Here is a 19,406-nt window from a genome sequence, read left to right on the forward strand (position 1 = left end):
CTTTGCTACTTACTTCGGGACATCGATTGGCGGCCGTACCAGGTCGTTCCGTCGGGGATGGACTACCTGTAATGAGTGAATCACCAAGAGACTCCAGCGCCGAACCTGCCATTGTCGACATCGTCGGCGTCGGGTTCGGTCCGGCCAACCTCGCGTTGGCCATTGCTGTCGAAGAACACAATGCAAATTGTGCGGCCGTTGATCGGGTGAACGCGCGGTTCTTCGAAAAGCAGTCTCAGTTCGCGTGGCATCCCGGGATGCTGCTCGACGGTGCCACCATGCAGATCGCGTTTCCGAAGGACCTGGTGACGTTCCGGAATCCACAGAGCGGATACAGCTTCTTCTCGTATCTGTTCGAGCAGGGTCGACTGGTCGACTTCGTCAACCACCAGACCTTCTTCCCCACGCGCCACGAATTCAACGACTACCTGTGCTGGGCAGCTCGACGAGTCGACGCGGACGTGCAGTTCGGTACAACCGTCGACGGGGTCGAGGGCATCAAGAACTCCGACGGCGTTGTCGATCGCTTTGCGGTTCGCACCGCCGACGGTGAAACGGTGATCGCGCGCAACATCGTTGTCGGAGCCGGACTGAAAGAGCGGATCCCGGAGTGGGCGACGCCTTCGTCCCGGTGCTTCCACAATCACCAGTTCCTCTTCCATCTGGAAGCAATGCCGGAGCCCGTACACAACCGGTTCGTCGTTCTCGGCGCCGGCCAGAGTGCCGCGGAGATCGTGGACTACCTGCACGCGAACTACCCGAACGCCGAAGTTCACAGTGTTTTTGCCCGCTACGGCTACAGCCCGGCAGACGACAGCCCGTACGCGAACCGCATCTTCGATCCCGAAGCCGTCGATCAGCTGCACGGTGCAGACGCCGCGGAACGACGCCGACTTCTCGATTTGCACCGCAGTACCAATTACTCGGTCGTCGACATCGAACTGATCAACAAGCTGTATGCCACCGAGTATCAGGAGATGGTTCGTGGGCCGCGGCGACTGTTCATGCGTCGGGCCTCGGAGATCACGAGTGCCGTGGAGACCGAATCCGGCATCGAACTGGCTGTCCGTAGCAATCTCGACGGCTTGACCGACACGCTGGCGTGCGACGCACTCATTCTGGCCACGGGTTTCACCCCGGCACCTCTGGACGATTTGTTGGGTGAACTCGTGCCGGATTCGTCCGTTCCGCGTAACGTCAGTCGGGATTATCGACTGGCTGTAACGGAGGACGTGACAGGCGGTATCTATCTGCAGGGTGGGACAGAACAGACTCACGGATTGACGTCGTCGCTGCTGTCGAACGTGGCAGTGCGGGCGGGGGAGATTCTGGCGTCGGTGCTGAGCCACCAGAACCGAACTGGTGCGCTTGCTAGTCTGGGCGCACAAGACACGTACGTAACGAGTGAGGCGAGATGAGCACTAACCCTTTCGATGACGAAGACGGCCGCTTCTACGTGCTGGTGAACGACGAGGACCAGCACTCGCTGTGGCCCACGTTTTCCGAGGTCCCCGCCGGCTGGCGAGTGGTGTTCGGTGAAGACAGCCGCAAGGCGTGCCTCGAATACGTCGAGGCCAACTGGACCGACATGCGTCCGAAGAGCCTGCGTGAGGCCATGGAAGCCGATCAGGCTGCCGGTGGAAAGCACGCAGTCGAGAGCTGATTCTCTCACCGCTCGGAACCCCCGAGTGAACAGAAAAGAGCTGGGCACCGTCAGGTGCCCAGCTCTTTCTGCTTGAACGACGCCTACTTCTCGGTGACGGGAACTCGACGCCTGCGCTTGCGGACCATCGGGCGACGTAGCGAGTCCACGCGCATCAGAATCCGTGGACGACGCAGCGTGCGCGCTCCCCATTCGCCGAGCGTGACGCCCGCGGCCAGGGCACAGCCGATACCGAACGCCGACAGCAAGGCAGTCAACCCGATCAGTACCTGGTCGTTGAGCAGCGCGTACAGGCCTCGGTACAGCGACAGACCGGGGAGCAGCGGAGTGATGCCTGCGACCGCGACAACCAGCGGAGGCGTCAGTGCGCGGCGAGCCATCAGACCACCGGCAAGACCGACCACGGTTGCGGCGATTGCGGCGGCGATCACGGGACCGACGTCGAGTGTCTGCACGAAGATCGACACACCACTGCCTGCCGCACCGCCCAGGAACGCCGCGGTGAGTGCACGCCGCTCGGCGTAGCAGGCGAGCGCGTAGAACACCGACGCACACGCACCGGAGAGCATGAGGATCGGCAACTGCGTGATGGTGGAGACTTCCACATTGATCGGTGGAAGCGTCGAACCCAACATCCCGGTCATTCGCAACGAGATTGCGACGCCCGCGATGATGCCGCCCGTCATCATCACCACTTCGAAGAATCGCGCGACAGCTGTAATGGGTGCACCCATGATCGCGTCCTGGACCGAGCCCACCAACGACAGCCCGGACAGCAGGACGACCACTCCGGCCGCGATGACCAACGACGGCCGGATACTGATCCCCAGCTGGTCCTGAAATGTATAGAGCGTGGCGGCAGGCGCAGCGGCGATGAGACCACCGACAACCTGCTGGAAGAAGAACGGCAACCCGAACCGGTTCAGTACGCGGTTGACTCGATCGATGACCATCGTCGTCAGAAACGCGACTGTGGCAACGAGGAACCCGCCGCCGAGCAGGACGGAGACCGAAGCCGCCATCGCCGCCCAGGCCATGGTCGCGGTCCACCGGTTGTACGGGTGCGGCGCCGTCGTGATGGCTGTGAGCGCGTCATGCGCTTGGTCCGGTGTGATCGCCTCACGGCGGATACGACGTGTCAGACGGTCGACGGCCGCCAGCCGCGTGAAGTCCATCGAGCGGTAGTGGACGATGCGCATCGTGCTCGCCGGCGGTCGCGTCGGGCCGCGATAGGCAGAGAGCACAATCGAGTTGTAAGTGACGTCGACGTCACACTGGGCAAGGCCGTACGTGGCGGCGATGAACTGCACCTGCTCAGCGGTGTCCATGGCCGCGGTTCCGGATGCGAGGAGGACTTCGCCTACCCGAACCGCGAGGTCCAGGACCTCTGCGACGACGGCGTCGTCTGTCAGGTCGATCGGTTGAAGCGGTGCGGGAGCCGACGTGACCGTGTCGACGGTGGCTTGCCGGTTTCCCGTCAGGCGTGTGAGTACTTCGGTGAATTTCGCCATCAGGGGGCGGAGTGGGAGTTGCGCATGGGGCCCACGCTATCTAACGTGACCCGGGCGCGGCCACCGTGACGGCTTGGATATGATGGCTCCGCAAAGTCAGTCGCGGCAACGCGTCGGTCTTCGCCTCCTTAGCTCAGTGGTAGAGCACTCGCCTTGTAAGCGAAAGGTCGTCGGTTCAATCCCGACAGGAGGCTCCGAAACTCAGAGGCACTCACCGAAGATTTGGTGGGTGCCTCTGTGTTTGCTCGGGTGCTGTGTTTGCTCAGGTGCTGCGTTCTGCCAGGTTCAGTTGGTCTCAGGCTTGCTCGAAGCCTGGCGCGGGTCGATCGCGCCGTCGATGTACTGCTGGGCAATCACTCGCAGTTTGACGTTGCTTCGCTGCGAGTCCTGGATGAGGATGCGGAAGGCTCGGTCGGCGTCGACGCGGTGGGTGCCCATGATGATGCCCTTGGCCTGTTCGATGACGCCTCGCGATTCGAGTGCACGCTCGAGGTCCATCGCGTGCTTTCTAGCCATGTCGAGGCGCTGCGAGCTGTGCAGTGCGTAGGCCGAGGTGACAGCGAAGAGTTGGAGCAATGCCGCGTCGGCTCCGGTGAAACCTCGGAGGTCGTGGCTGTAGAGATTGAGAGTTCCGAGCGGGCGATCTCTACCGGGTAGCGGCATCGACAAGAAGCTGACGGCGCCGACTGCCTTTGCCGCGCTTGCGAATTGAGGCCACCGGCTGTGGGCTTCGCTGGCATGTGCGCGTACAACCGTGCCTGTGCGTGATGACGTCACACTCGGTCCGTAGTCCAGTCGGAATTGAATCGAGTCGACGGTGCGGACAAGTTGGTGGGTGGCGGCTACGGTTCGGAACGTCGAATCCGAACCCCCGATGGTAATTCCGGCCATGTCGGCGTCGGCGATGAGGTCGACGGCGTGTTTACAGACTTGTTCGAGGAATTGCTCTGCCTGGGCGTGTGGATCCAGGTGCGCGTAGAGCGATTGCAACGCGTCCGAGGCGGCGTCCAGGCTGTCTTGCGGCGCGGATTTTCGGCCCCCGGTAGGGCCGCGGTGTTCCCTGGCGATGCGCGGCGCCGTCATTGTCTCAACCACCCTTCCCATCACGTCGCAGGCATGTCCGATTCGTCTCATTGTTGCACCGGACTAACTGTTGTGCACTCTGTTTCGGTGGACAAGTGTCTGATGGGGCGGACGGTTATGTGAAGCGGTCTGCGTATGCCCAATCGTGATGTTTGATTCGGCCGTTAGCGGGTAGTGCGCCGATCTTGGAATTATGTTGTCCTGCAACAGTTAACGTGGAAACTGCGACCGGGGTACAAGTTTTCTCCGCAATGGCGCGCAGGTCACGAACTTGGCCTATTGTCAGCGCCAGCGCACAATCTTGTACGCGTAACCCGTAGACAGTGAAGGGGATACGACGATGAACGGACTGATCGCGGCTCTGAACAGTGGAATGACCGTTGGCTTGGCCAACACGATCCTGACTTTCGGCGGAATCATCATCAACCTCAACATCGTGATCAACAACTGACCGCGTAATCGGGGAGTAACCGTTTGTTATGCCGATTCGATCGGAAGGTCAGGCCCTGGGCGGTCGCTCTTGCTCTTGAGCCACCGATTGGGAAGTTTGCCGGCAAGTTCTCCGAGTGGACCGACTGCAGCGCTGAGGATTCCGACGGTTTCCTGAAGGACCTCGATGCTCGCGCTCATCCGCTCGAGGTTGGGGGCGAGGGAAGTCAAGGTGTCGGACAGTGCAACGATCTGGTCAAGCGGGCCGCCTTCGGCGATGAGCCGTTCGAAGGCGCCGTTCTCTGCCAGGAGTGTTTCGAGGATGCCGTTCTCGGCCAGTGCGCGATCGATGACACCGTCCTTGGCAGTCAGGCGTTCGACGGCACCGTCTTGCGCTGTCAGGCGTTCCAGCGGACCGTCCTCCGCCATCATTCGGTCGAGGAGACCGTCCGGCGCGAGCAAGCGTTCCAATGCGCCGTTCTCGGCGAGCACCCTATCCAGCGGTCCGCCGGGGGCAAGAAGTCTTTCGAGTGGTCCGCCGGGAGCGAGTAGTCGTTCGAGAGTGCCGTCGGGTGCAGTCAGTTTGTCGACCGGGCCGCCGGGAGAGAGAAGTCGATCGAGTGGCCCACCGGGGGCCAAGGCCTGCCCGATGGGCCGATCGTCAGCGGTGAGTGATGACAACTGCTGGATCATCTGCATGGGTCCGCGGGGGCTTGCCAAGCCGGCAGCACCCGCCGTCACCGCGCCGGTATTACCGACGGCGATACGAACTGTCGTGACCGTCAGCTCGGCGATTCCCAAACTGATCTCTGCGGCTGCAATGCCCGCGCGTAGGGGAAGCGTGAGCATCTCCAGCAGTTTCATGCGTTAACTGTAACCGGTAACACACAAACACTCACCAGGATCGCCGGTCAGTGAAGGACCTTCAGACCGACGACACAGCCGACGATGCCCAGGATCAGCAGTATCTTGACGATCGACGTGGACTCCGCGCCGGTGATCATCGCATATCCCACAGTCAGGGCGGCGCCGATGCCGACCCAGATCGCGTAGGAAGTCCCGATGGGAAGGGTACGCATTGCATACGCGAGGCCGGCCATACTGACGATCAGGCCGAGGACGAAGACGATCGTGGGCGACATCTTGCTGAATCCGTCGGACTTACCGAGTGCGGTAGCCCAGACAGCTTCGAAAAGTCCGGAAATGACGAGCACGATCCATGCCATGGTGAACAACTCCCAAGGCACCGTCTTTTCGCTGGCCGGGTACGGTGCGCTCGTCCGGATGTCGTCGTTGACCACCCAACCATAGCAACAGAATTCTGCGTTCCGACCCGATCAGCTGGCGATTTAGGTCACCACCGCCGGTCGAACCCGCTTCAGATGGATGCTCGTCACGGCCACCACGATCGTCGCCGTCGCAGCGAGAACAGCCAGAGGAATCGGCGTGTTCACGGCGGCCGGTCCGTGTTCGACGAGCGGACCGGTAGACCACCCGAATTCCCGCGAGCCCGGGTCCAAGAAGGTCGGTGAAACCGAGAACAACGTGAAAGCGACGGGCAGCATCGCCCCGCTCGAGACTGCTTCGACGGCAACAGGCATGCATGACGTGACGGCCAGTCCCAGCGCAAGCGGGAGGACGAGGACGTAGGCAACCGTGGTCGGGGCGGCATCCAGCAATCCCGAGAGTGCAGTCACGGCAAGGAGTCCCAGCCCGAGTTGCGGCATCGGTCTTCTCCAGCCGACGACGACGCCCAACGCCAGGGCAGCAGCTCCCGCGGGCATCGCCCAGGTCCAGTCGGATGGAAAGGAAATCGAGCTGACCGAAACCGCACTGACTGCCAGTCCGACGAGTACGAAACGACCGTCGTGTGGCGGCAACCGCCAAGCCAGTGCGACGGTAACGGCAACCGCCAATACCACCGCGATCACCCATGACCCAGGTGATGTCGTCGAGCCCAACCACACATAGAGAGCCGTGAATACCAGGGGCAGAACAACTCCCAGCTTCACCAGGCGTGCGTCGATGTCGCCCGGCTCCTGATTCGGTCGTGCGAGTGCGGCGACTCCACCCACGAGAAGAGTTGCGGCGAGCAGAATCCAGACGGGAACCGTGGACGGCACGGGGTAGGAATCGCCCGGAAGTGTGAGCGACCACCTGGGGACGCGATCGCGCCACAAGTCCGCTGCGCCGAAGTACAAGGTCGTCGTGGTTACGCCGAGTCCGAGAGCGGTTTGTGCTCCGCGGTGACCCTTCGTCGGAAATGCCGCTGCCGCGAGGAAAGCGCCTGCTCCGATTGCGTTCAGAGTCACCGAAATCTGGGCGGAGGCGGGGACGAATGCAGGTAGCGCGATGGCGAGGGCGCCGACTACAGCGAAGGCACTCGCGAGACCGCCACGTCCCCAGCGATGCAGTAGCGCTACGCCGACGGCCGCAACCACCGCGGCAGTTGCTCCCGCCCACTGCGGCGTGATCACCACCGAGATAACGCCGGCGTCGGAGAAGGAGAAGTCGTCAACTCGGGACTCGGACACTGCGTACGCGGCCACCACACCGCCGACTAGCGCGGACGCCACCGGACCGTAGAGCTGAGCGATTTGAACTGGGCTACGTTGCTGCATAATTCGTCGAATTTTTGCACAACCCGCCGATACGACTGATCGTCACATCGCCGTGCGGATCCATCCACACCGGTTCCCCGTCTCGAAGTCGAGGAACCAGCAGATGGCGTCCTCGACTCGGCCACTGAACGAAGTCGTAGCCGGCCAAATTTGTCTGAACTGCGTCGGCGACCCACACCGCAGCGTCCGCGAATACAGTCTCCATCGACAGTGCGTTGAAGTAGCTGAATCCGCTGATGTCACGTGTGCCTTGCCAGCCGATCGAAGCCTGGATCCTTGCCGGGATCCTGCTGTCAGCTTTCACCTGCACCCGGCCGTTCACAGGAAGCTCCCAGGGAACATACAGCGGGAATCCAGTGGCAGGGGAGAAGATGGTTCTCGTGACCGACAAGACGCCCGAAGCCCGCATCCTCGTTGTCGACGACGAACCCACCATCGTGGAGTTGCTCTCCGTGAGCCTCCGATTCCAGGGTTTCGAGGTGGCAACTGCTTCGAGCGGCGCCCAAGGCCTGGACGTCGCACGGACATTCCGTCCCGACGCGATCGTTCTCGACGTCATGATGCCCGGGATGGACGGCTTCGGTCTGCTTCGACGCCTGCGCGCCGACGGCGTGGACGCGCCGGTCCTGTTTCTGACGGCGAAGGATTCGCTCGACGACAAGATCAGCGGCCTGACCCTCGGCGCGGACGACTACGTGACCAAGCCGTTCAGCCTCGAAGAAGTCGTGACGCGGTTGCGGGTCATCCTGCGCCGCGCCGGTCGCGGTGTCGCGCCGGAGCAGTCGCCGCGGGTGAAGTTCGCCGACATCGAACTCGACGACGACACCCGCGAGGTCTGGAAGAAGGGCGAGTTGGTTGCACTCTCGCCCACCGAGTTCACACTGCTCCGATACTTCATGGTCAACGCCGGGACGGTTCTCAGCAAACCGCGGATTCTCGACCACGTCTGGAATTACGACTTCGGTGGAGAGGTCGGAGTTGTCGAGTCCTACGTTTCCTACCTGCGGCGCAAGGTGGACACGGGGGAGACACCGCTGATTCACACATTGCGTGGGGTCGGCTACGTGATGCGTGAACCGCGGCAATGATCGCCGCCGCGGAAAACGATCAGCTTCCGAAGCGGGGTCGTTTCCGTCTCCATTCACTGCCGCTGCGCTTCACCCTGGTTGCGGCCTTGCTGGTGTTGGCCGCGCTGGGTCTGTTGGCGTCGGGTGTAGCGGTCACTTCTGCTCTCGAGAACTCACTGACCCAGCGAACCGACAAAACGCTGTACGAAGCGGTCGACGGTTGGGCAAAGCCGCACAGCAGAGACCTGCAGCCGCCCAGTGACGTCGGCCCGGGCACCCGCCCACCCAGCCCCTTCTTCGTTCGGACCGTGACCCCGGACGGACGGGTGATCATCCTGAACGACAAGTCGACGACGACCGAACCCGACCTGTCGAAAGATTCCACCAACGGCCCGATCACCGTCGGATCGAGCGACGGTTCGGACGTGAACTGGCGGGTTCTCACGACGGTCCGCGACGGCACGACCACGACTATCGGTGTGCGACTGACGGATAACGAGCAGACCGTCGACGACTTGGTCGGCCTGCAACTCGGCATCGGCCTGGTTGTCCTGCTGATCCTCGGCGGCGCAGCGTATTTCGTGGTTCGTCGGAGCCTCCGTCCGCTTGTCGAAGTGGAGGAAACTGCCGCTGCCATTGCCGCCGGCGACCTTCATCGACGTGTTCCGGAGCGCGATGACCGCACCGAGGTCGGTCGACTGTCCGTGGCGCTCAACGGAATGCTCGCGCAGATTCAGCACGCATTTGCCGCGACCGAGGCTTCGGAGGAATCGGCCCGGCGTTCCGAGGAGAAGATGCGTAGGTTTGTCGGCGACGCGAGCCACGAGTTGCGCACACCCTTGACGACTATTCGTGGGTTCGCCGAGTTGTATCGCCAAGGCGCCATGACTGATACGGAAACGCTGATGAACCGGATCGAGGGCGAGGCGTCGAGGATGGGACTTCTGGTAGAAGATCTGCTCATGCTGGCAAGACTCGACGAACAGCGTCCACTCGAGAACAAGCCTGTGGATCTGCTTGCAGTTGCGGCGGATTCGGTACAGGCGGCACGAGCGATCGCACCGGATCGAACTGTCGAACTTCAGATGACCGGCGGCCCAGGCCTGCCCGAAGTGCATGGTGACGAGGCCAGACTGCGTCAGGTAGTTGCCAATCTGGTGGGCAACGCGATCAAACACACGCCGCCGGATGCGCAGGTCACCGTTCGTGTCGGTACGACCGAGAACTCCGCGGTGGTCGAGGTTTCGGATACCGGTCAGGGTTTGAGTGACGAGGATGCCGCGCGGATCTTCGAGCGTTTCTACCGCGCCGACACCTCTCGCACCCGTGAGACCGGGGGCGCCGGTCTCGGCCTGTCCATCGTTTCGGCTTTGGTTGCAGCGCACGACGGAACCGTCAGCGTCGAGACCTCCCTCGGGCAGGGGACGACGTTCCGCGTCGAATTGCCGCGTGACCCGAAGGACGACTGACGCCGGATTGCCGCAACCGGTCCCCTCAGAAGTAGGTGTGCACCGTGCCGACGACGCGGTAATCCGAATCGACCTCGGGAATCAGTGACCACTTGTCGAATGTGGTGCAGGGATGCGAGATTCCGCAACCGAGCAGATCGCCGACCTTCACGTCGAAGTCAGCCGGAATGTCGACGTACGCGTGCTGGTCGTTGAGTGCGGTGATCGTCAGCTCTCGCGCTGATCGGTTGGATCCGTCGCGTCGGCGCCACAGGACTATGGGAAAGCCTGCGTCGGAACCGACATCGCGGCGGCCGAAGCCCAGGATCACCCGTCCGGGTTCAGGTATGGAGAGCACTACGCCCCAGACCTCTGCGGCTCCCTGCAGAGTTCGCGGACCGTCAGCCCACGGCGAAGTTTCGGCATAGAGACCGTGATCATGGGTGATATAGCAACCGCTGCGCAGCACGATGCGTACACCGTTGTCGAGTGCCCACCGTCCGGCCAGTTCGCGCACAACGAGATCGTGAAATGCGCTGCCGCCGAAAGTGACCAGTGGCCGGGGAGCCTTCGGAGAATTGTTCTCGAAGAGGTTCTCGGCCACACAGATTTCCGTGAAAACCCGCGCGGATTTGAGATACGAATCGACGGAGATACGGCGGGCTGCTACCGAGGCTCCGGGCATCATGCCCTCGAACCCCTCGACTCCGGTGAGAATCAACGAAGGTGCCTGCGATGCTGCGCGTGCGACGTCGAGTGCTTGCTCGACAGTGCGAGCGCCCGCGCGTCCGCTGTCGTAGCCGAGTTCGACGAGAACCCGGATACGGCTGGCCGGTGAGACTTTCGCGATCAACTGTTCCATCAGGCGGACGCTCTCGACCGAGTCTACGAGGGTGGTGACGAAGAAATCGGGGTCGGTGGCCTGGGCGTCGCAGATCCACCGAATACCGGCGGGATCGAGAACCTGGCTGGCGATGATGATGGTGTCCACACCGAACTCACGCAGAATGCGTGCCTGCGCAACGGTTGCGGCTGTCATCGCCCAAGCCCCGGCGTCGAGTTGCCGTCGAACCAGTTCGGGGCTCATCGTGGTCTTCGCGTGAGGCGCCAGATCCACATCGTGGTCGGAGCAGAACTGTGCCATGAGGTCGACATTGTGCGCGATCGCTGCACGGTTGAGTGTCATCACGGGTAGCAGGAGGTTGCCGTCGAGTGCCGAGATCCCCAGCGGCTCGAGGTCGGAACCGTCGCGACCTTCGAGGTCGGTGCCGAAGGCCTTGTGCTGCCAACCGATCGGGGGGTTCGCGAAATCCGTCATGGCATCGATTGTGCCGTTGATTGCAGACGATGTGTTCATGTGTGGTGACTTTCTGTCAGAACTATGCAGGTCAGGATGAGATCCGGCTACGAGCGGCGTACCGGGCGACCAGGCAACGCGTCCTGGACCACGACACCGTCTTCGACGACGGGTACTCCGCCGACCAGCACGCGGCTGATACCGGTGGAGGGGCGGGTGCCGTCGATGTACGTGGCGTTGTCGGTGATTCGCTCGGGGTCGAAAACGAGGATGTCCGCGTCGCTACCGGGGCTGATCCGACCTTTCGTCGCCATCGAGGGAACCGACTCCTCCAGAATCTGCGCAGGGATCAACGAGCAGCGCGCGATTATCTCCGACAGCGACAGCAGTCGACGCTCGCGGTACAGCGTACGAATCGCACGTGCATAGGTGCCGGCGCCGCGGGGGTGGCCGAGTGCCTTCTCCGGCAGTGGCCACTGCAATGCGTCGGCAGGCGAACGGCCGGGCCAGGTCAGTGGCATCGCGTCGCTCGCGATGGCGGCGCGATCGAAAGTCATCGCCCGTTCGAGGAATTCGCGCTGCACGGTGTCGTTCTCGTCGAGGAACTCCACCAGCACCAACCCACCGGGGTCGGTGGCCCGAAGATGTTCCAGCTGCTTGCGGTCCGCGATACGTTCACCGGTGGGTACGAATGTCAGCGACCGTGGTGTCAGATTCATCAGGTGCAGCTTGTCGGGATCGAGAAACGCAGCTCCGACGGCCGTCGACCCGGAACCGTACGGATACGCCTCCGTCGTGACGCGCGATCCGGCTGCCTGAACCTGTGCCACCACCGACAGCGCGTGGTCGACGTGCATTCCCGAGGTGCTGTTGACGTGGCAGTAGTGCATGTGTGCGCCGGTTTCGGCTGCTGCACGGGCGATTTCGACGGCACCATCCACCGGGCTCGACGGATCGGCCGAGATGAGAGGGCGCGCATGGGTATAGGTGGGAACACCGGCTCGCGCCGCGAGATCCGCCACCTGTAGGTACTCCACCGGATCGGATTTCGGCGCGTACCCGACCACCACGCCGATGCCGAGAGCGCCTGCGGCCAGATCGTTTTCGAGGAGTTCGAGAATGTGGGCGCGCTGAGAGGCGGTGGGCTCGCCCTGCCAGCTCGGGGAACCGAGATGGTGCAGGAGCGTTCTGATGTCGCCGTCGGGATCGGCCCCTGAGAGTTCGATCATTCGGGCGTGCGCCCACGACGTCGCGTAGCCGTAGTTGATCGGGCGGCCCTCGGCGCCGGCCCGGGCATATGCCTTTGCAACAGGAATGACGCCGGCTTCCAGTTCGAGGGCCGTCGTGACTCCGTCCAATGCCTGAAGTCGCTGCTCGGCGATTTCCTGTCCGTGGCTGTGCAGGTCGATGAATCCGGGGCAGATGACCTGACCGGTCACGTCGATCGTCTGCCGGGCTTCGATCGCGTCGCGACCCCACGCCGAGACCTTGCCGTCGGTGATCGCGATGCCCCGAACCTCGTCGGTCCCCGATGCGGGATCGACGACACGGCCGCCGGTGAACACGATGTCGTGGACCTGCATCAGCGCTGCACTCCTGTCGTTGGTCGAACCGCCTGGCCCGGCGAATGTCCCGATGGTTTCACGGCTCGGGTATCGGATTCTGGTGTGAACGTCCCAAATGGAGGCCGACTCACCGTTCGAGCGGACAAGAAACGGATGCGCTCGAGTGTGAAGGTGAAAGCGAAGTTATCAATTCAGCCGATTGAGATCGATGGAGGACAGGAATGCACGTCTATATTTCGGTGGACATGGAGGGTATCGCGGGTATCGCGACGCTCGATCAGACGATCCGCGGCGGTGGCGGCTACCACCGTGCGCAGATGCTCATGACCGCCGAGACCAATGCCGCGATCGCCGGTGCGTTCGACGCCGGTGCGACGAGCGTCCTGGTCAACGACAGCCACGGAACGATGGACAATCTGCTTCACGCCGACCTGGATCCACGGGCGCGTCTGATCTTCGGAACACCGAAGATGCAGTGCATGGCGGAGGGACTGACGTCCGATCACGACGTCGCTCTGTTTGTCGGCTATCACGCACCAGCCGGTGGGCCCGGCGTCCTGGCGCACACGTTCTCGAGCTTGTTCGCCGACGTCCGCCTCGACGGCAAGTCCGTCTCGGAGACCGACGTCAACACCCTCTACGCTGCCACCCAGGGCGTTCCCGTCGGCCTGGTGACGGGTGACGACATCATCTGCGGCTTGGTCGACGCGGCCTCGCCGACAACCGAGACCGTCGAGGTCAAGAACGCACATGGATGGTCGGCAACCAATTCGCTGCCGCCGTCGCTGGCGTGCGAGCAGATCCGAGCAGGAGCCGAGCGCGCAGTGCGTAAGGCCGACACACTGAAGCCGGTCGAGCTGCGTGACGAATGGACCCTCGAGATCGTTCACCCCACCACCACGGGAGCTGAACTCGCCGAGGCTGTTCCCGGCTCGCGACGGATTTCGGATCGTACGATTTCGCACACACTCGGCAGCGTCGACGACATTCTCGGTCTGATCACTGTCAATGCCCGGCTTGCAGCCGCAGGCGTCTCGACGATCGTGGCAGTCGCCAATCGCACGTGATGAAGTAGCGACTCCATCGCGAAATGCCGTCGACGCCGTGTGCGCCGGCGGCATTTGTCATCTCTTGGGGCAGAACATGTTCCGACCGACCAGACGTTGCTTCGGCTATTGGTGAAACGGACCAATGCGGTAGACGTGTTCGCTGTCACACTTCATCAGTCTTTTCAATGTTTCAGTCCATGCGGCACAAGACAATTCGGGAGGCTTGATGAAGGTGGAACGCGTCACAGTGGAAGCGCCGTCGCGGGCGAGCGACGGTTCGGTTCGAAAAATGATGGACAACAAGTCGATTCGTCGTACGACCACCGTTACGGTGGGGCTGCTCAGTACCATCTGGTTGATCGACATGGTGGATCGCGTCATGATCGGGCTTGCGCTTCCGATGATCGGCGACGAATTCTCGCTCAGCAGTACGCAGTTGGGTGGCGTGGTCTCGGTATTCGCGATGTTCTACATGCTCGGGCAGGTCCCCGGCGGAATGTTGGCCGACCGCTTCGGACCCAGGCCCCTGTTGATCGTTGCTTTGATCCTGTGGTCGGTGTTCACAGCGTTGACAGGGTTCGCGTGGGGTCTCGTCTCGCTGATGGTCATGCGTGCGATGTTCGGCATCAGCCAGGGGCTCTTTCCAGCGGCGTCGTTCAAGGCTTTGGCTGAGCGGACGCGTCCGAAAACCAGGGCGACCGCGATGGGTTTCATGCTCGGCGCCAACAACCTCGGCCCCGGCATCGCACCGCTGATCATCGCGCCGGTCCTCATGGCCGTGGGGTGGCGTGACGCGTTCTGGCTGGTGGCGATCGTCGGCGCAGTGATCGGCACGGTGGTGTGGTTGGTGCTGCCCGCACCGCTGGACACGGAAATCTCGGAAGATCCCGAGGCAGCCTTGCAACCTCTGGCGAGCGAGCACTCTCGCGCCGCGGTGTTCAAGTCCGCGTCGGTGTGGAAGTTCGCGATTCTGTTCTGCCTGGCCAACATGTCCGCGTACGGGCTGATGACCTGGGTGCCGAGTTATCTGCTCAACGACAAGGGACTCTCGCTGATCGACACGGGAATCTTTGCCGCAATCCCCTTCATCGTCACGGCGCTGGCCACGATTGTGGGCGGGCGGTTGGTGGACAAGTACTTCCACGACCGGGCCAGGATCCTTCTGGTTCCGTGTATGGCCACGTCGGCAGTCCTTTTGTTCCTGATGACCACCGCTGACACCGTCGCGATGTTCACGTTCTACGAGACGTTGGCTCTAGGCATCAGCGGTCTGTGTTCGATGTCGATCTTCGCGATGCCGTTGCGGGCACTTCCGGCCGAATTCCTCGGTTCCGGAATGGGTTTGATCAACGGTTGTGGTCAGTTCGCCGGTTTCATCACCCCGCTCGTGATGGGATGGATGGTGGACCAGTTCTCGTACATGGCTGCATTCGGAGTCCTGGTCGGAGCGACGAGCGCTGCCGCATTGGTGGCCATGATCGTTCCGCAGACCCCGGCGAAATTCTGACAAGGAGACCGAAGATGTCGGCAACGGACGGCACACGAAAGATCGAAGACGACGTCGTCGCCGATTTTTCCGGGAAGATGAGTTACGGGGCCTACCTCGGACTCGATACCCTCCTGGATTCGCAGCACCCGGTGAGCGAGCCGGAACACCACGACGAACTCTTGTTCATCATTCAGCACCAGACCAGCGAGTTGTGGCTCAAGCTGTTTCTCCATGAGATTCGGGCGGCCAGAGCAGCGATCGCTGCCGACGACATTCGGGTTGCGTTCAAGCGGATCGCACGTGTCAAACACATTCAGGCCACCTTGACCGAGCAGTGGTCGGTGTTGGCGACACTGACGCCGGCGGAGTATGCGGAGTTCAGGGGCGTTCTCGGCAACTCATCGGGGTTCCAGTCGTACCAGTACCGCGCCGTGGAATTCGTGCTCGGAAACAAGAACGCGGGCATGCTGAAGGTGTTCGAATCGGATCCGTCCGCCCATCGATTGTTGGAGACCCTGCTCGGGGAGCCGACACTGTACGACGAGTTCTGGCGGTACCTGTCCAGGCAGGGGTACGACGTTCCGGCGTCGGCTCTCGAACGAGACGTCAGCGCGCCCTACGTGCGAAACGACGAACTGATTCCGCTGGTCAAAGCAATCTACGAGAACGTCGAACAGCACTGGACGGCGTACGAGGCGTTCGAGGAGTTGGTCGACCTCGAGGAGAGCTTTCAGCTGTGGCGGTTCCGGCACCTTCGGACCGTGCTGCGGGTGATCGGCATGAAGAAGGGGACCGGCGGTTCGAGTGGTGGTGCCGGCTTCCTGCAACGTGCGCTGGAGTTGAGCTTCTTTCCCGAGCTGTTTGCCGCCCGAACAGAGATCGGTACCTGACACACCTGCTTGATGACACCCAGCTGTTCGTGACACACGACGAATCCGAGCCCGAAGGACAGGAGTCTTGGACAAGATCCGACAGGGTCGCTTCGACCAAGCTTGACTGCGAAGTTGCAAGTCGGTGACAGGAGAGCGTCGGAGTGGACAAGAAATCAATGGTGGCAGACCTGGCGGCGTTGGTAACCGCCGAGTCGCCCAGTTCCGATCTCGGCGCAGTCGATGCATGTGCGGACGTGGTGGCCGAAATCGGCGAACGCCACCTCGGAAGCACCCCCGAACGTATCCGCATCGACGGGCGCCAGCACTTGCGTTGGTCGTTCGGCGCGGAGCCGAAGGTGATGCTCCTGGGCCATTTCGACACCGTCTGGCCGCTCGGAACGCTCGCGGAGTTGCCCTGGTCTGTCACCGACAACATCGCCACCGGACCCGGAGTCTTCGACATGAAGGCCGGCATCGTCCAGCTCTTCCACGCGCTCGCATCGCTTCCGTCGCTCGACGGGGTGGTCGTGCTCCTCAATTCCGACGAGGAAATCGGCTCCCCGACCTCGCGCGCACTGATCGAGGAGCAAGCACGTCAGGTCGACGCGGTGCTGGTCCTCGAAGCCGCAGCCGACGGCGCAGTGAAGACCGCGCGCAAGGGTATGTCGCTGTACTGCGTCGACATCGAGGGACGCGCTGCACACGCCGGACTGGAACCGGAACGAGGTGTGAACGCTGTAGTGGAGCTCGCACACCAGATTCAGGCCGTGGTGGAGCTCGCGGACCCGGCGGCGGGAACGTCGGTGGTTCCGTCCGTGATCAGTGGCGGCACGACCACCAATACCGTTGCAGCGCAAGCGCAACTGTGGTGTGACGTTCGAATGTGGTCCGCGAAGGAACAGGAACGCATCGACCGTTCGATCCGTGCACTGACACCGGCGCTGGCCGAAAGCCGAATTTCGGTATCCGGAGGACCCAACCGTGGGCCACTGGAATCAGCGTCTTCGGAGAAGCTGTACTTTCTCGCTCACCAGGTCAGCAGTGAGAGCGGGTTGGGAATGCTTCGCGACTGCGCAGTCGGCGGTGCGTCGGACGGAAATTTCACCGCTGCAGTCGGAACTCCCACGTTGGACGGCCTCGGTGCCGTCGGCGGTGGTGCCCACGCAGCGACAGAACACGTAGAGATAGATCAGATGATCCCGCGCGCCACCTTGTTGGCCGGTCTGGTGACTCGAATCCTGGAGGGAGGACTGTGACGATGACGTCGCCGAACAATGTCCAACGCAAGACCGTTCAACCATTCGGAGGTGTATCGCCTTCACGGATGCGGCAGGCAATCAGCCAGGCCGAGCAGGCCGCTCTGCTTGCATGTGTGACTATCGAAACCGTCACCGGGCATGCCGAGTTGGAACAGGTATTCGGTCTGTTCGAGAAGGTATGGCAGCCGGAGAGCGGTAACCCTCCCGTCCATCGGGACATGATGAAGGCGCTCGCACACTCCGGTAACTACGTCGCCGGCGCGTTTCGTGGCGGGGATCTGATCGGCGGCTCGGTTGCATTCTTCGAGGAACCGCAACACCGTTCGTTGCATTCGCACATCACGGGGATCCTCCCGAACGTGCAGAACGGGCACATCGGCCTCGCGTTGAAACTGTTCCAGCGTGCGTGGGCACTGGAACGGGGAATTCTCCACGTGCGGTGGACTTTCGACCCGCTCGTCGCACGCAATGCCTACTTCAACGTCTCGAAACTCGGTGCGTTCCCGATCCAGTATCTGCCGCGTTTCTACGCGCCGATGAACGACAGCCTCAACGGCGGCGCAGACAGCGACCGGTTGTTGATCGACTGGGAAATCGGTAGTAGCAAGGTTGCCGACGTCGTCGCCGGTTCGGGAGAAGTCCCGACTCCCGAGTCCTTGGGGGCGAGCGAACTGCTGTCCGTCTCCGAAGCCGGCCTGCCCGTGTTGAAGTCGACCAAGAATCGATTCGTCACGGTGGCTACACCGAATGACGTGTACACACTGCGTAAGTCGGACCCGACGGCAGCGAACGACTGGCGCCTGGCAGTCCGCGAGACTCTCGGTGGTGTGCTCGCCGAGAACGGAGTGGTTCTCGCAGTTACCAGAACCGGAAAGTACGTGCTGGACCGTGCGCCGGGAACACAGGCAGGCAGGACAACAGCGGAGGTTACATCGTGAAGATCGAAGGAGTTGAATTACGCCGGGCGGCAATGCCGTTGAAAGCGCCGTTCCGTACCTCGTTCGGCACCGAGACCACCAAGGACGTGTTGTTCGTCAAGGTCGTCACCTCGGAGTCGGAGGGCTGGGGCGAGTGCGTGGCGATGTCCGAGCCTCGCTACTGCTCCGAATACACGGACGGCGCCGCCGAAGTCCTTCGTAAGTTCCTGATTCCGTCTCTGGGTGAACTCACCGATCCCGACGTGCACGCACTGAGCGCGACGATGGAACAGTTCGCCGGGCACCCCATGGCCAAAGCGGCATTGGAAACCGCATTTCTCGACGCCGAGTTACGGGCTGCCGGGACGAGCATGTCTTCGTACCTGGGTGCAGTAGTCGATCGCGTACCCGCGGGTGTCTCGGTGGGTATCAAGAATTCGATCGATGAGCTGCTAGAGGAGGTAGGCGGGTTCCTCGATGCCGGATACCTGCGCATCAAACTGAAGATCGAACCGGGCTGGGACATCGAGCCGGTTCGCGCAGTCCGCGAGAGGTTCGGCGACGACGTACTCCTCCAGGTCGACGCGAACACCGCGTACACCCTGGCTGACGCCCGCCATCTCCAGCGGCTCGACGACTTCGACCTCCTGCTGATCGAGCAGCCGCTTCCCGAAGAGGAACTGCGTGGCCACGCCAGGCTGGCCGAGATGATGCGGACGCCGGTCTGCCTCGACGAGTCGATCACCTCCGCGAAGGTCACCGCCGACGCGCTGGCAATCGGTGCGTGCAGCGTGGTGAACATCAAACCGGGACGTGTGGGCGGTTATCTGGAATCGCGTCGTATCCACGACGTCTGCAAGGCCAACGGAATTGCCGTGTGGTGCGGCGGAATGCTCGAGACCGGAATCGGCAGGGCCGCCAACGTCGCGCTTGCCGCGCTCCCCGGATTTGCCCTACCAGGCGATACATCGGCTTCCGACCGGTACTTCGCCGAAGACATCACCGAGCCGTTCGTACTCGACAACGGTTACGTGAAGGTTCCGGAAGGACCGGGTATCGGCGTCGAACCGATCCCCGACCTGCTCGAAGCAATTACCACGTCGGTCGAATGGATCGGCATGGATCGGCTTTGACGA

General features: G+C 62.4%; 18 protein-coding genes, 1 tRNA gene and 1 riboswitch. Of the genes, 11 read left to right on the forward strand and 8 right to left on the reverse strand.

What is annotated here, in order from left to right:
- Positions 1–71: 71 nt before the first annotated feature.
- Positions 72–1,418 (forward strand): SidA/IucD/PvdA family monooxygenase, encoded by a 1,347-nt coding sequence (locus P3G66_RS11055; RefSeq protein ID WP_007734359.1) that lies wholly within the window; start codon positions 72–74, stop codon positions 1,416–1,418.
- Positions 1,415–1,663, forward strand: coding sequence for an MbtH family protein (locus P3G66_RS11060; protein WP_003945538.1), 249 nt, complete (start codon positions 1,415–1,417; stop codon positions 1,661–1,663). The genes P3G66_RS11055 and P3G66_RS11060 overlap by 4 nt, the downstream gene beginning before the upstream one ends.
- Before the next feature lie 83 nt (positions 1,664–1,746).
- Here P3G66_RS11060 and P3G66_RS11065 read toward each other — a convergent pair whose 3' ends face one another.
- On the reverse strand, positions 1,747–3,174 hold the full coding sequence (locus P3G66_RS11065; protein WP_007734361.1) for a threonine/serine exporter family protein: 1,428 nt from the start codon (positions 3,172–3,174) through the stop codon (positions 1,747–1,749).
- A gap of 122 nt (positions 3,175–3,296) precedes the next feature.
- On the opposite strand from P3G66_RS11065, the gene P3G66_RS11070 reads away from it, so the two are divergent.
- Positions 3,297–3,368, forward strand: a tRNA-Thr gene (locus P3G66_RS11070).
- A 91-nt stretch (positions 3,369–3,459) separates the two neighbouring features.
- Here the strand turns inward: P3G66_RS11070 and P3G66_RS11075 are convergent.
- The 5 genes from P3G66_RS11075 to P3G66_RS11095 all read right to left on the reverse strand — a co-directional run bounded on the left by P3G66_RS11075 (position 3,460) and on the right by P3G66_RS11095 (position 7,629).
- Positions 3,460–4,257 (reverse strand): GAF and ANTAR domain-containing protein, encoded by a 798-nt coding sequence (locus P3G66_RS11075; protein ID WP_276116534.1) that lies wholly within the window; start codon positions 4,255–4,257, stop codon positions 3,460–3,462.
- 477 nt (positions 4,258–4,734) lie between these two features.
- Positions 4,735–5,550 (reverse strand): hypothetical protein, encoded by an 816-nt coding sequence (locus P3G66_RS11080; RefSeq protein WP_003945831.1) that lies wholly within the window; start codon positions 5,548–5,550, stop codon positions 4,735–4,737.
- 47 nt (positions 5,551–5,597) lie between these two features.
- Positions 5,598–5,912, reverse strand: a complete 315-nt coding sequence (locus P3G66_RS11085; protein ID WP_007734365.1) for a multidrug efflux SMR transporter — start codon at positions 5,910–5,912, stop codon at positions 5,598–5,600.
- A gap of 14 nt (positions 5,913–5,926) precedes the next feature.
- A riboswitch (guanidine-III (ykkC-III) riboswitch) is annotated at positions 5,927–5,992 on the reverse strand.
- Positions 5,993–6,035: 43 nt separating this feature from the next.
- Entirely contained in the window at positions 6,036–7,307 is a 1,272-nt protein-coding gene (locus P3G66_RS11090; RefSeq protein ID WP_276116535.1) for a hypothetical protein, read from the reverse strand.
- Positions 7,294–7,629 carry a hypothetical protein gene (locus P3G66_RS11095; protein WP_007734367.1) on the reverse strand — a complete coding sequence of 112 codons (336 nt, stop codon included), beginning with the start codon at positions 7,627–7,629 and terminating at the stop codon, positions 7,294–7,296. Before P3G66_RS11095 ends, P3G66_RS11090 begins: the two co-directional genes overlap by 14 nt.
- Before the next feature lie 49 nt (positions 7,630–7,678).
- On the opposite strand from P3G66_RS11095, the gene P3G66_RS11100 reads away from it, so the two are divergent.
- Together P3G66_RS11100 and P3G66_RS11105 are read left to right on the forward strand one after the other, a co-directional pair.
- The gene (locus tag P3G66_RS11100) at positions 7,679–8,395 is read left to right on the forward strand and encodes a response regulator transcription factor (RefSeq protein WP_007734368.1); all 717 of its coding nucleotides are present in this window, start codon (positions 7,679–7,681) and stop codon (positions 8,393–8,395) included.
- On the forward strand, positions 8,392–9,843 hold the full coding sequence (locus P3G66_RS11105; protein ID WP_003945873.1) for a HAMP domain-containing sensor histidine kinase: 1,452 nt from the start codon (positions 8,392–8,394) through the stop codon (positions 9,841–9,843). The genes P3G66_RS11100 and P3G66_RS11105 overlap by 4 nt, the downstream gene beginning before the upstream one ends.
- 25 nt (positions 9,844–9,868) lie before the next feature.
- Here the strand turns inward: P3G66_RS11105 and P3G66_RS11110 are convergent, their stop codons facing one another.
- Both P3G66_RS11110 and P3G66_RS11115 read right to left on the reverse strand, forming a co-directional pair.
- Complete coding sequence (locus P3G66_RS11110) at positions 9,869–11,140, reverse strand: alanine racemase (protein ID WP_276116536.1); 1,272 nt, start codon at positions 11,138–11,140, stop codon at positions 9,869–9,871.
- An 86-nt stretch (positions 11,141–11,226) separates the two neighbouring features.
- Complete coding sequence (locus P3G66_RS11115; RefSeq protein ID WP_218695518.1) at positions 11,227–12,702, reverse strand: amidohydrolase family protein; 1,476 nt, start codon at positions 12,700–12,702, stop codon at positions 11,227–11,229.
- A 203-nt stretch (positions 12,703–12,905) separates the two neighbouring features.
- Between P3G66_RS11115 and P3G66_RS11120 the strand changes: the two genes are divergently transcribed.
- The 6 genes from P3G66_RS11120 to menC all read left to right on the forward strand — a co-directional run bounded on the left by P3G66_RS11120 (position 12,906) and on the right by menC (position 19,403).
- The gene (locus P3G66_RS11120) at positions 12,906–13,751 is read left to right on the forward strand and encodes a M55 family metallopeptidase (RefSeq protein WP_276116537.1); all 846 of its coding nucleotides are present in this window, start codon (positions 12,906–12,908) and stop codon (positions 13,749–13,751) included.
- A gap of 208 nt (positions 13,752–13,959) precedes the next feature.
- Positions 13,960–15,240, forward strand: coding sequence for an MFS transporter (locus P3G66_RS11125; RefSeq protein WP_276116538.1), 1,281 nt, complete (start codon positions 13,960–13,962; stop codon positions 15,238–15,240).
- A 14-nt stretch (positions 15,241–15,254) separates the two neighbouring features.
- Positions 15,255–16,112 (forward strand): tryptophan 2,3-dioxygenase family protein, encoded by an 858-nt coding sequence (locus P3G66_RS11130; RefSeq protein ID WP_276116539.1) that lies wholly within the window; start codon positions 15,255–15,257, stop codon positions 16,110–16,112.
- Between the two features lie 143 nt (positions 16,113–16,255).
- Positions 16,256–17,350 carry a M20 family metallopeptidase gene (locus P3G66_RS11135; protein WP_007734375.1) on the forward strand — a complete coding sequence of 365 codons (1,095 nt, stop codon included), beginning with the start codon at positions 16,256–16,258 and terminating at the stop codon, positions 17,348–17,350.
- Positions 17,351–17,352: 2 nt separating this feature from the next.
- Positions 17,353–18,291, forward strand: coding sequence for a GNAT family N-acetyltransferase (locus tag P3G66_RS11140; RefSeq protein ID WP_202426978.1), 939 nt, complete (start codon positions 17,353–17,355; stop codon positions 18,289–18,291).
- Positions 18,288–19,403 (forward strand): o-succinylbenzoate synthase, encoded by a 1,116-nt coding sequence (gene menC, locus P3G66_RS11145; RefSeq protein ID WP_064111855.1) that lies wholly within the window; start codon positions 18,288–18,290, stop codon positions 19,401–19,403. Before P3G66_RS11140 ends, menC begins: the two co-directional genes overlap by 4 nt.
- The last annotated feature ends 3 nt before the right edge of the window (positions 19,404–19,406 follow it).

The sequence above is a fragment of the Rhodococcus sp. C3V genome (genome assembly GCF_029269915.1).
Lineage (GTDB): Bacteria > Actinomycetota > Actinomycetes > Mycobacteriales > Mycobacteriaceae > Rhodococcus_F > Rhodococcus_F qingshengii.

Excerpts from the sequence above, each read along its gene's own strand:
- P3G66_RS11115 (WP_218695518.1), bottom strand. The coding sequence starts at position 12,702 with ATGCAGGTCCACGACATCGTGTTCACCGGCGGCCGTGTCGTCGATCCC.
- P3G66_RS11085 (WP_007734365.1), bottom strand. The coding sequence starts at position 5,912 with ATGGCATGGATCGTGCTCGTCATTTCCGGACTTTTCGAAGCTGTCTGG.
- P3G66_RS11130 (WP_276116539.1), top strand. The coding sequence starts at position 15,255 with ATGTCGGCAACGGACGGCACACGAAAGATCGAAGACGACGTCGTCGCC.
- P3G66_RS11100 (WP_007734368.1), top strand. The coding sequence starts at position 7,679 with ATGGTTCTCGTGACCGACAAGACGCCCGAAGCCCGCATCCTCGTTGTC.
- P3G66_RS11060 (WP_003945538.1), top strand. The coding sequence starts at position 1,415 with ATGAGCACTAACCCTTTCGATGACGAAGACGGCCGCTTCTACGTGCTG.
- P3G66_RS11065 (WP_007734361.1), bottom strand. The coding sequence starts at position 3,174 with ATGGCGAAATTCACCGAAGTACTCACACGCCTGACGGGAAACCGGCAA.
- P3G66_RS11055 (WP_007734359.1), top strand. The coding sequence starts at position 72 with ATGAGTGAATCACCAAGAGACTCCAGCGCCGAACCTGCCATTGTCGAC.
- P3G66_RS11090 (WP_276116535.1), bottom strand. The coding sequence starts at position 7,307 with ATGCAGCAACGTAGCCCAGTTCAAATCGCTCAGCTCTACGGTCCGGTG.
- P3G66_RS11105 (WP_003945873.1), top strand. The coding sequence starts at position 8,392 with ATGATCGCCGCCGCGGAAAACGATCAGCTTCCGAAGCGGGGTCGTTTC.
- P3G66_RS11125 (WP_276116538.1), top strand. The coding sequence starts at position 13,960 with ATGAAGGTGGAACGCGTCACAGTGGAAGCGCCGTCGCGGGCGAGCGAC.
- P3G66_RS11075 (WP_276116534.1), bottom strand. The coding sequence starts at position 4,257 with ATGACGGCGCCGCGCATCGCCAGGGAACACCGCGGCCCTACCGGGGGC.
- P3G66_RS11120 (WP_276116537.1), top strand. The coding sequence starts at position 12,906 with ATGCACGTCTATATTTCGGTGGACATGGAGGGTATCGCGGGTATCGCG.
- P3G66_RS11080 (WP_003945831.1), bottom strand. The coding sequence starts at position 5,550 with ATGAAACTGCTGGAGATGCTCACGCTTCCCCTACGCGCGGGCATTGCA.
- P3G66_RS11140 (WP_202426978.1), top strand. The coding sequence starts at position 17,353 with ATGACGTCGCCGAACAATGTCCAACGCAAGACCGTTCAACCATTCGGA.
- P3G66_RS11110 (WP_276116536.1), bottom strand. The coding sequence starts at position 11,140 with ATGACGGATTTCGCGAACCCCCCGATCGGTTGGCAGCACAAGGCCTTC.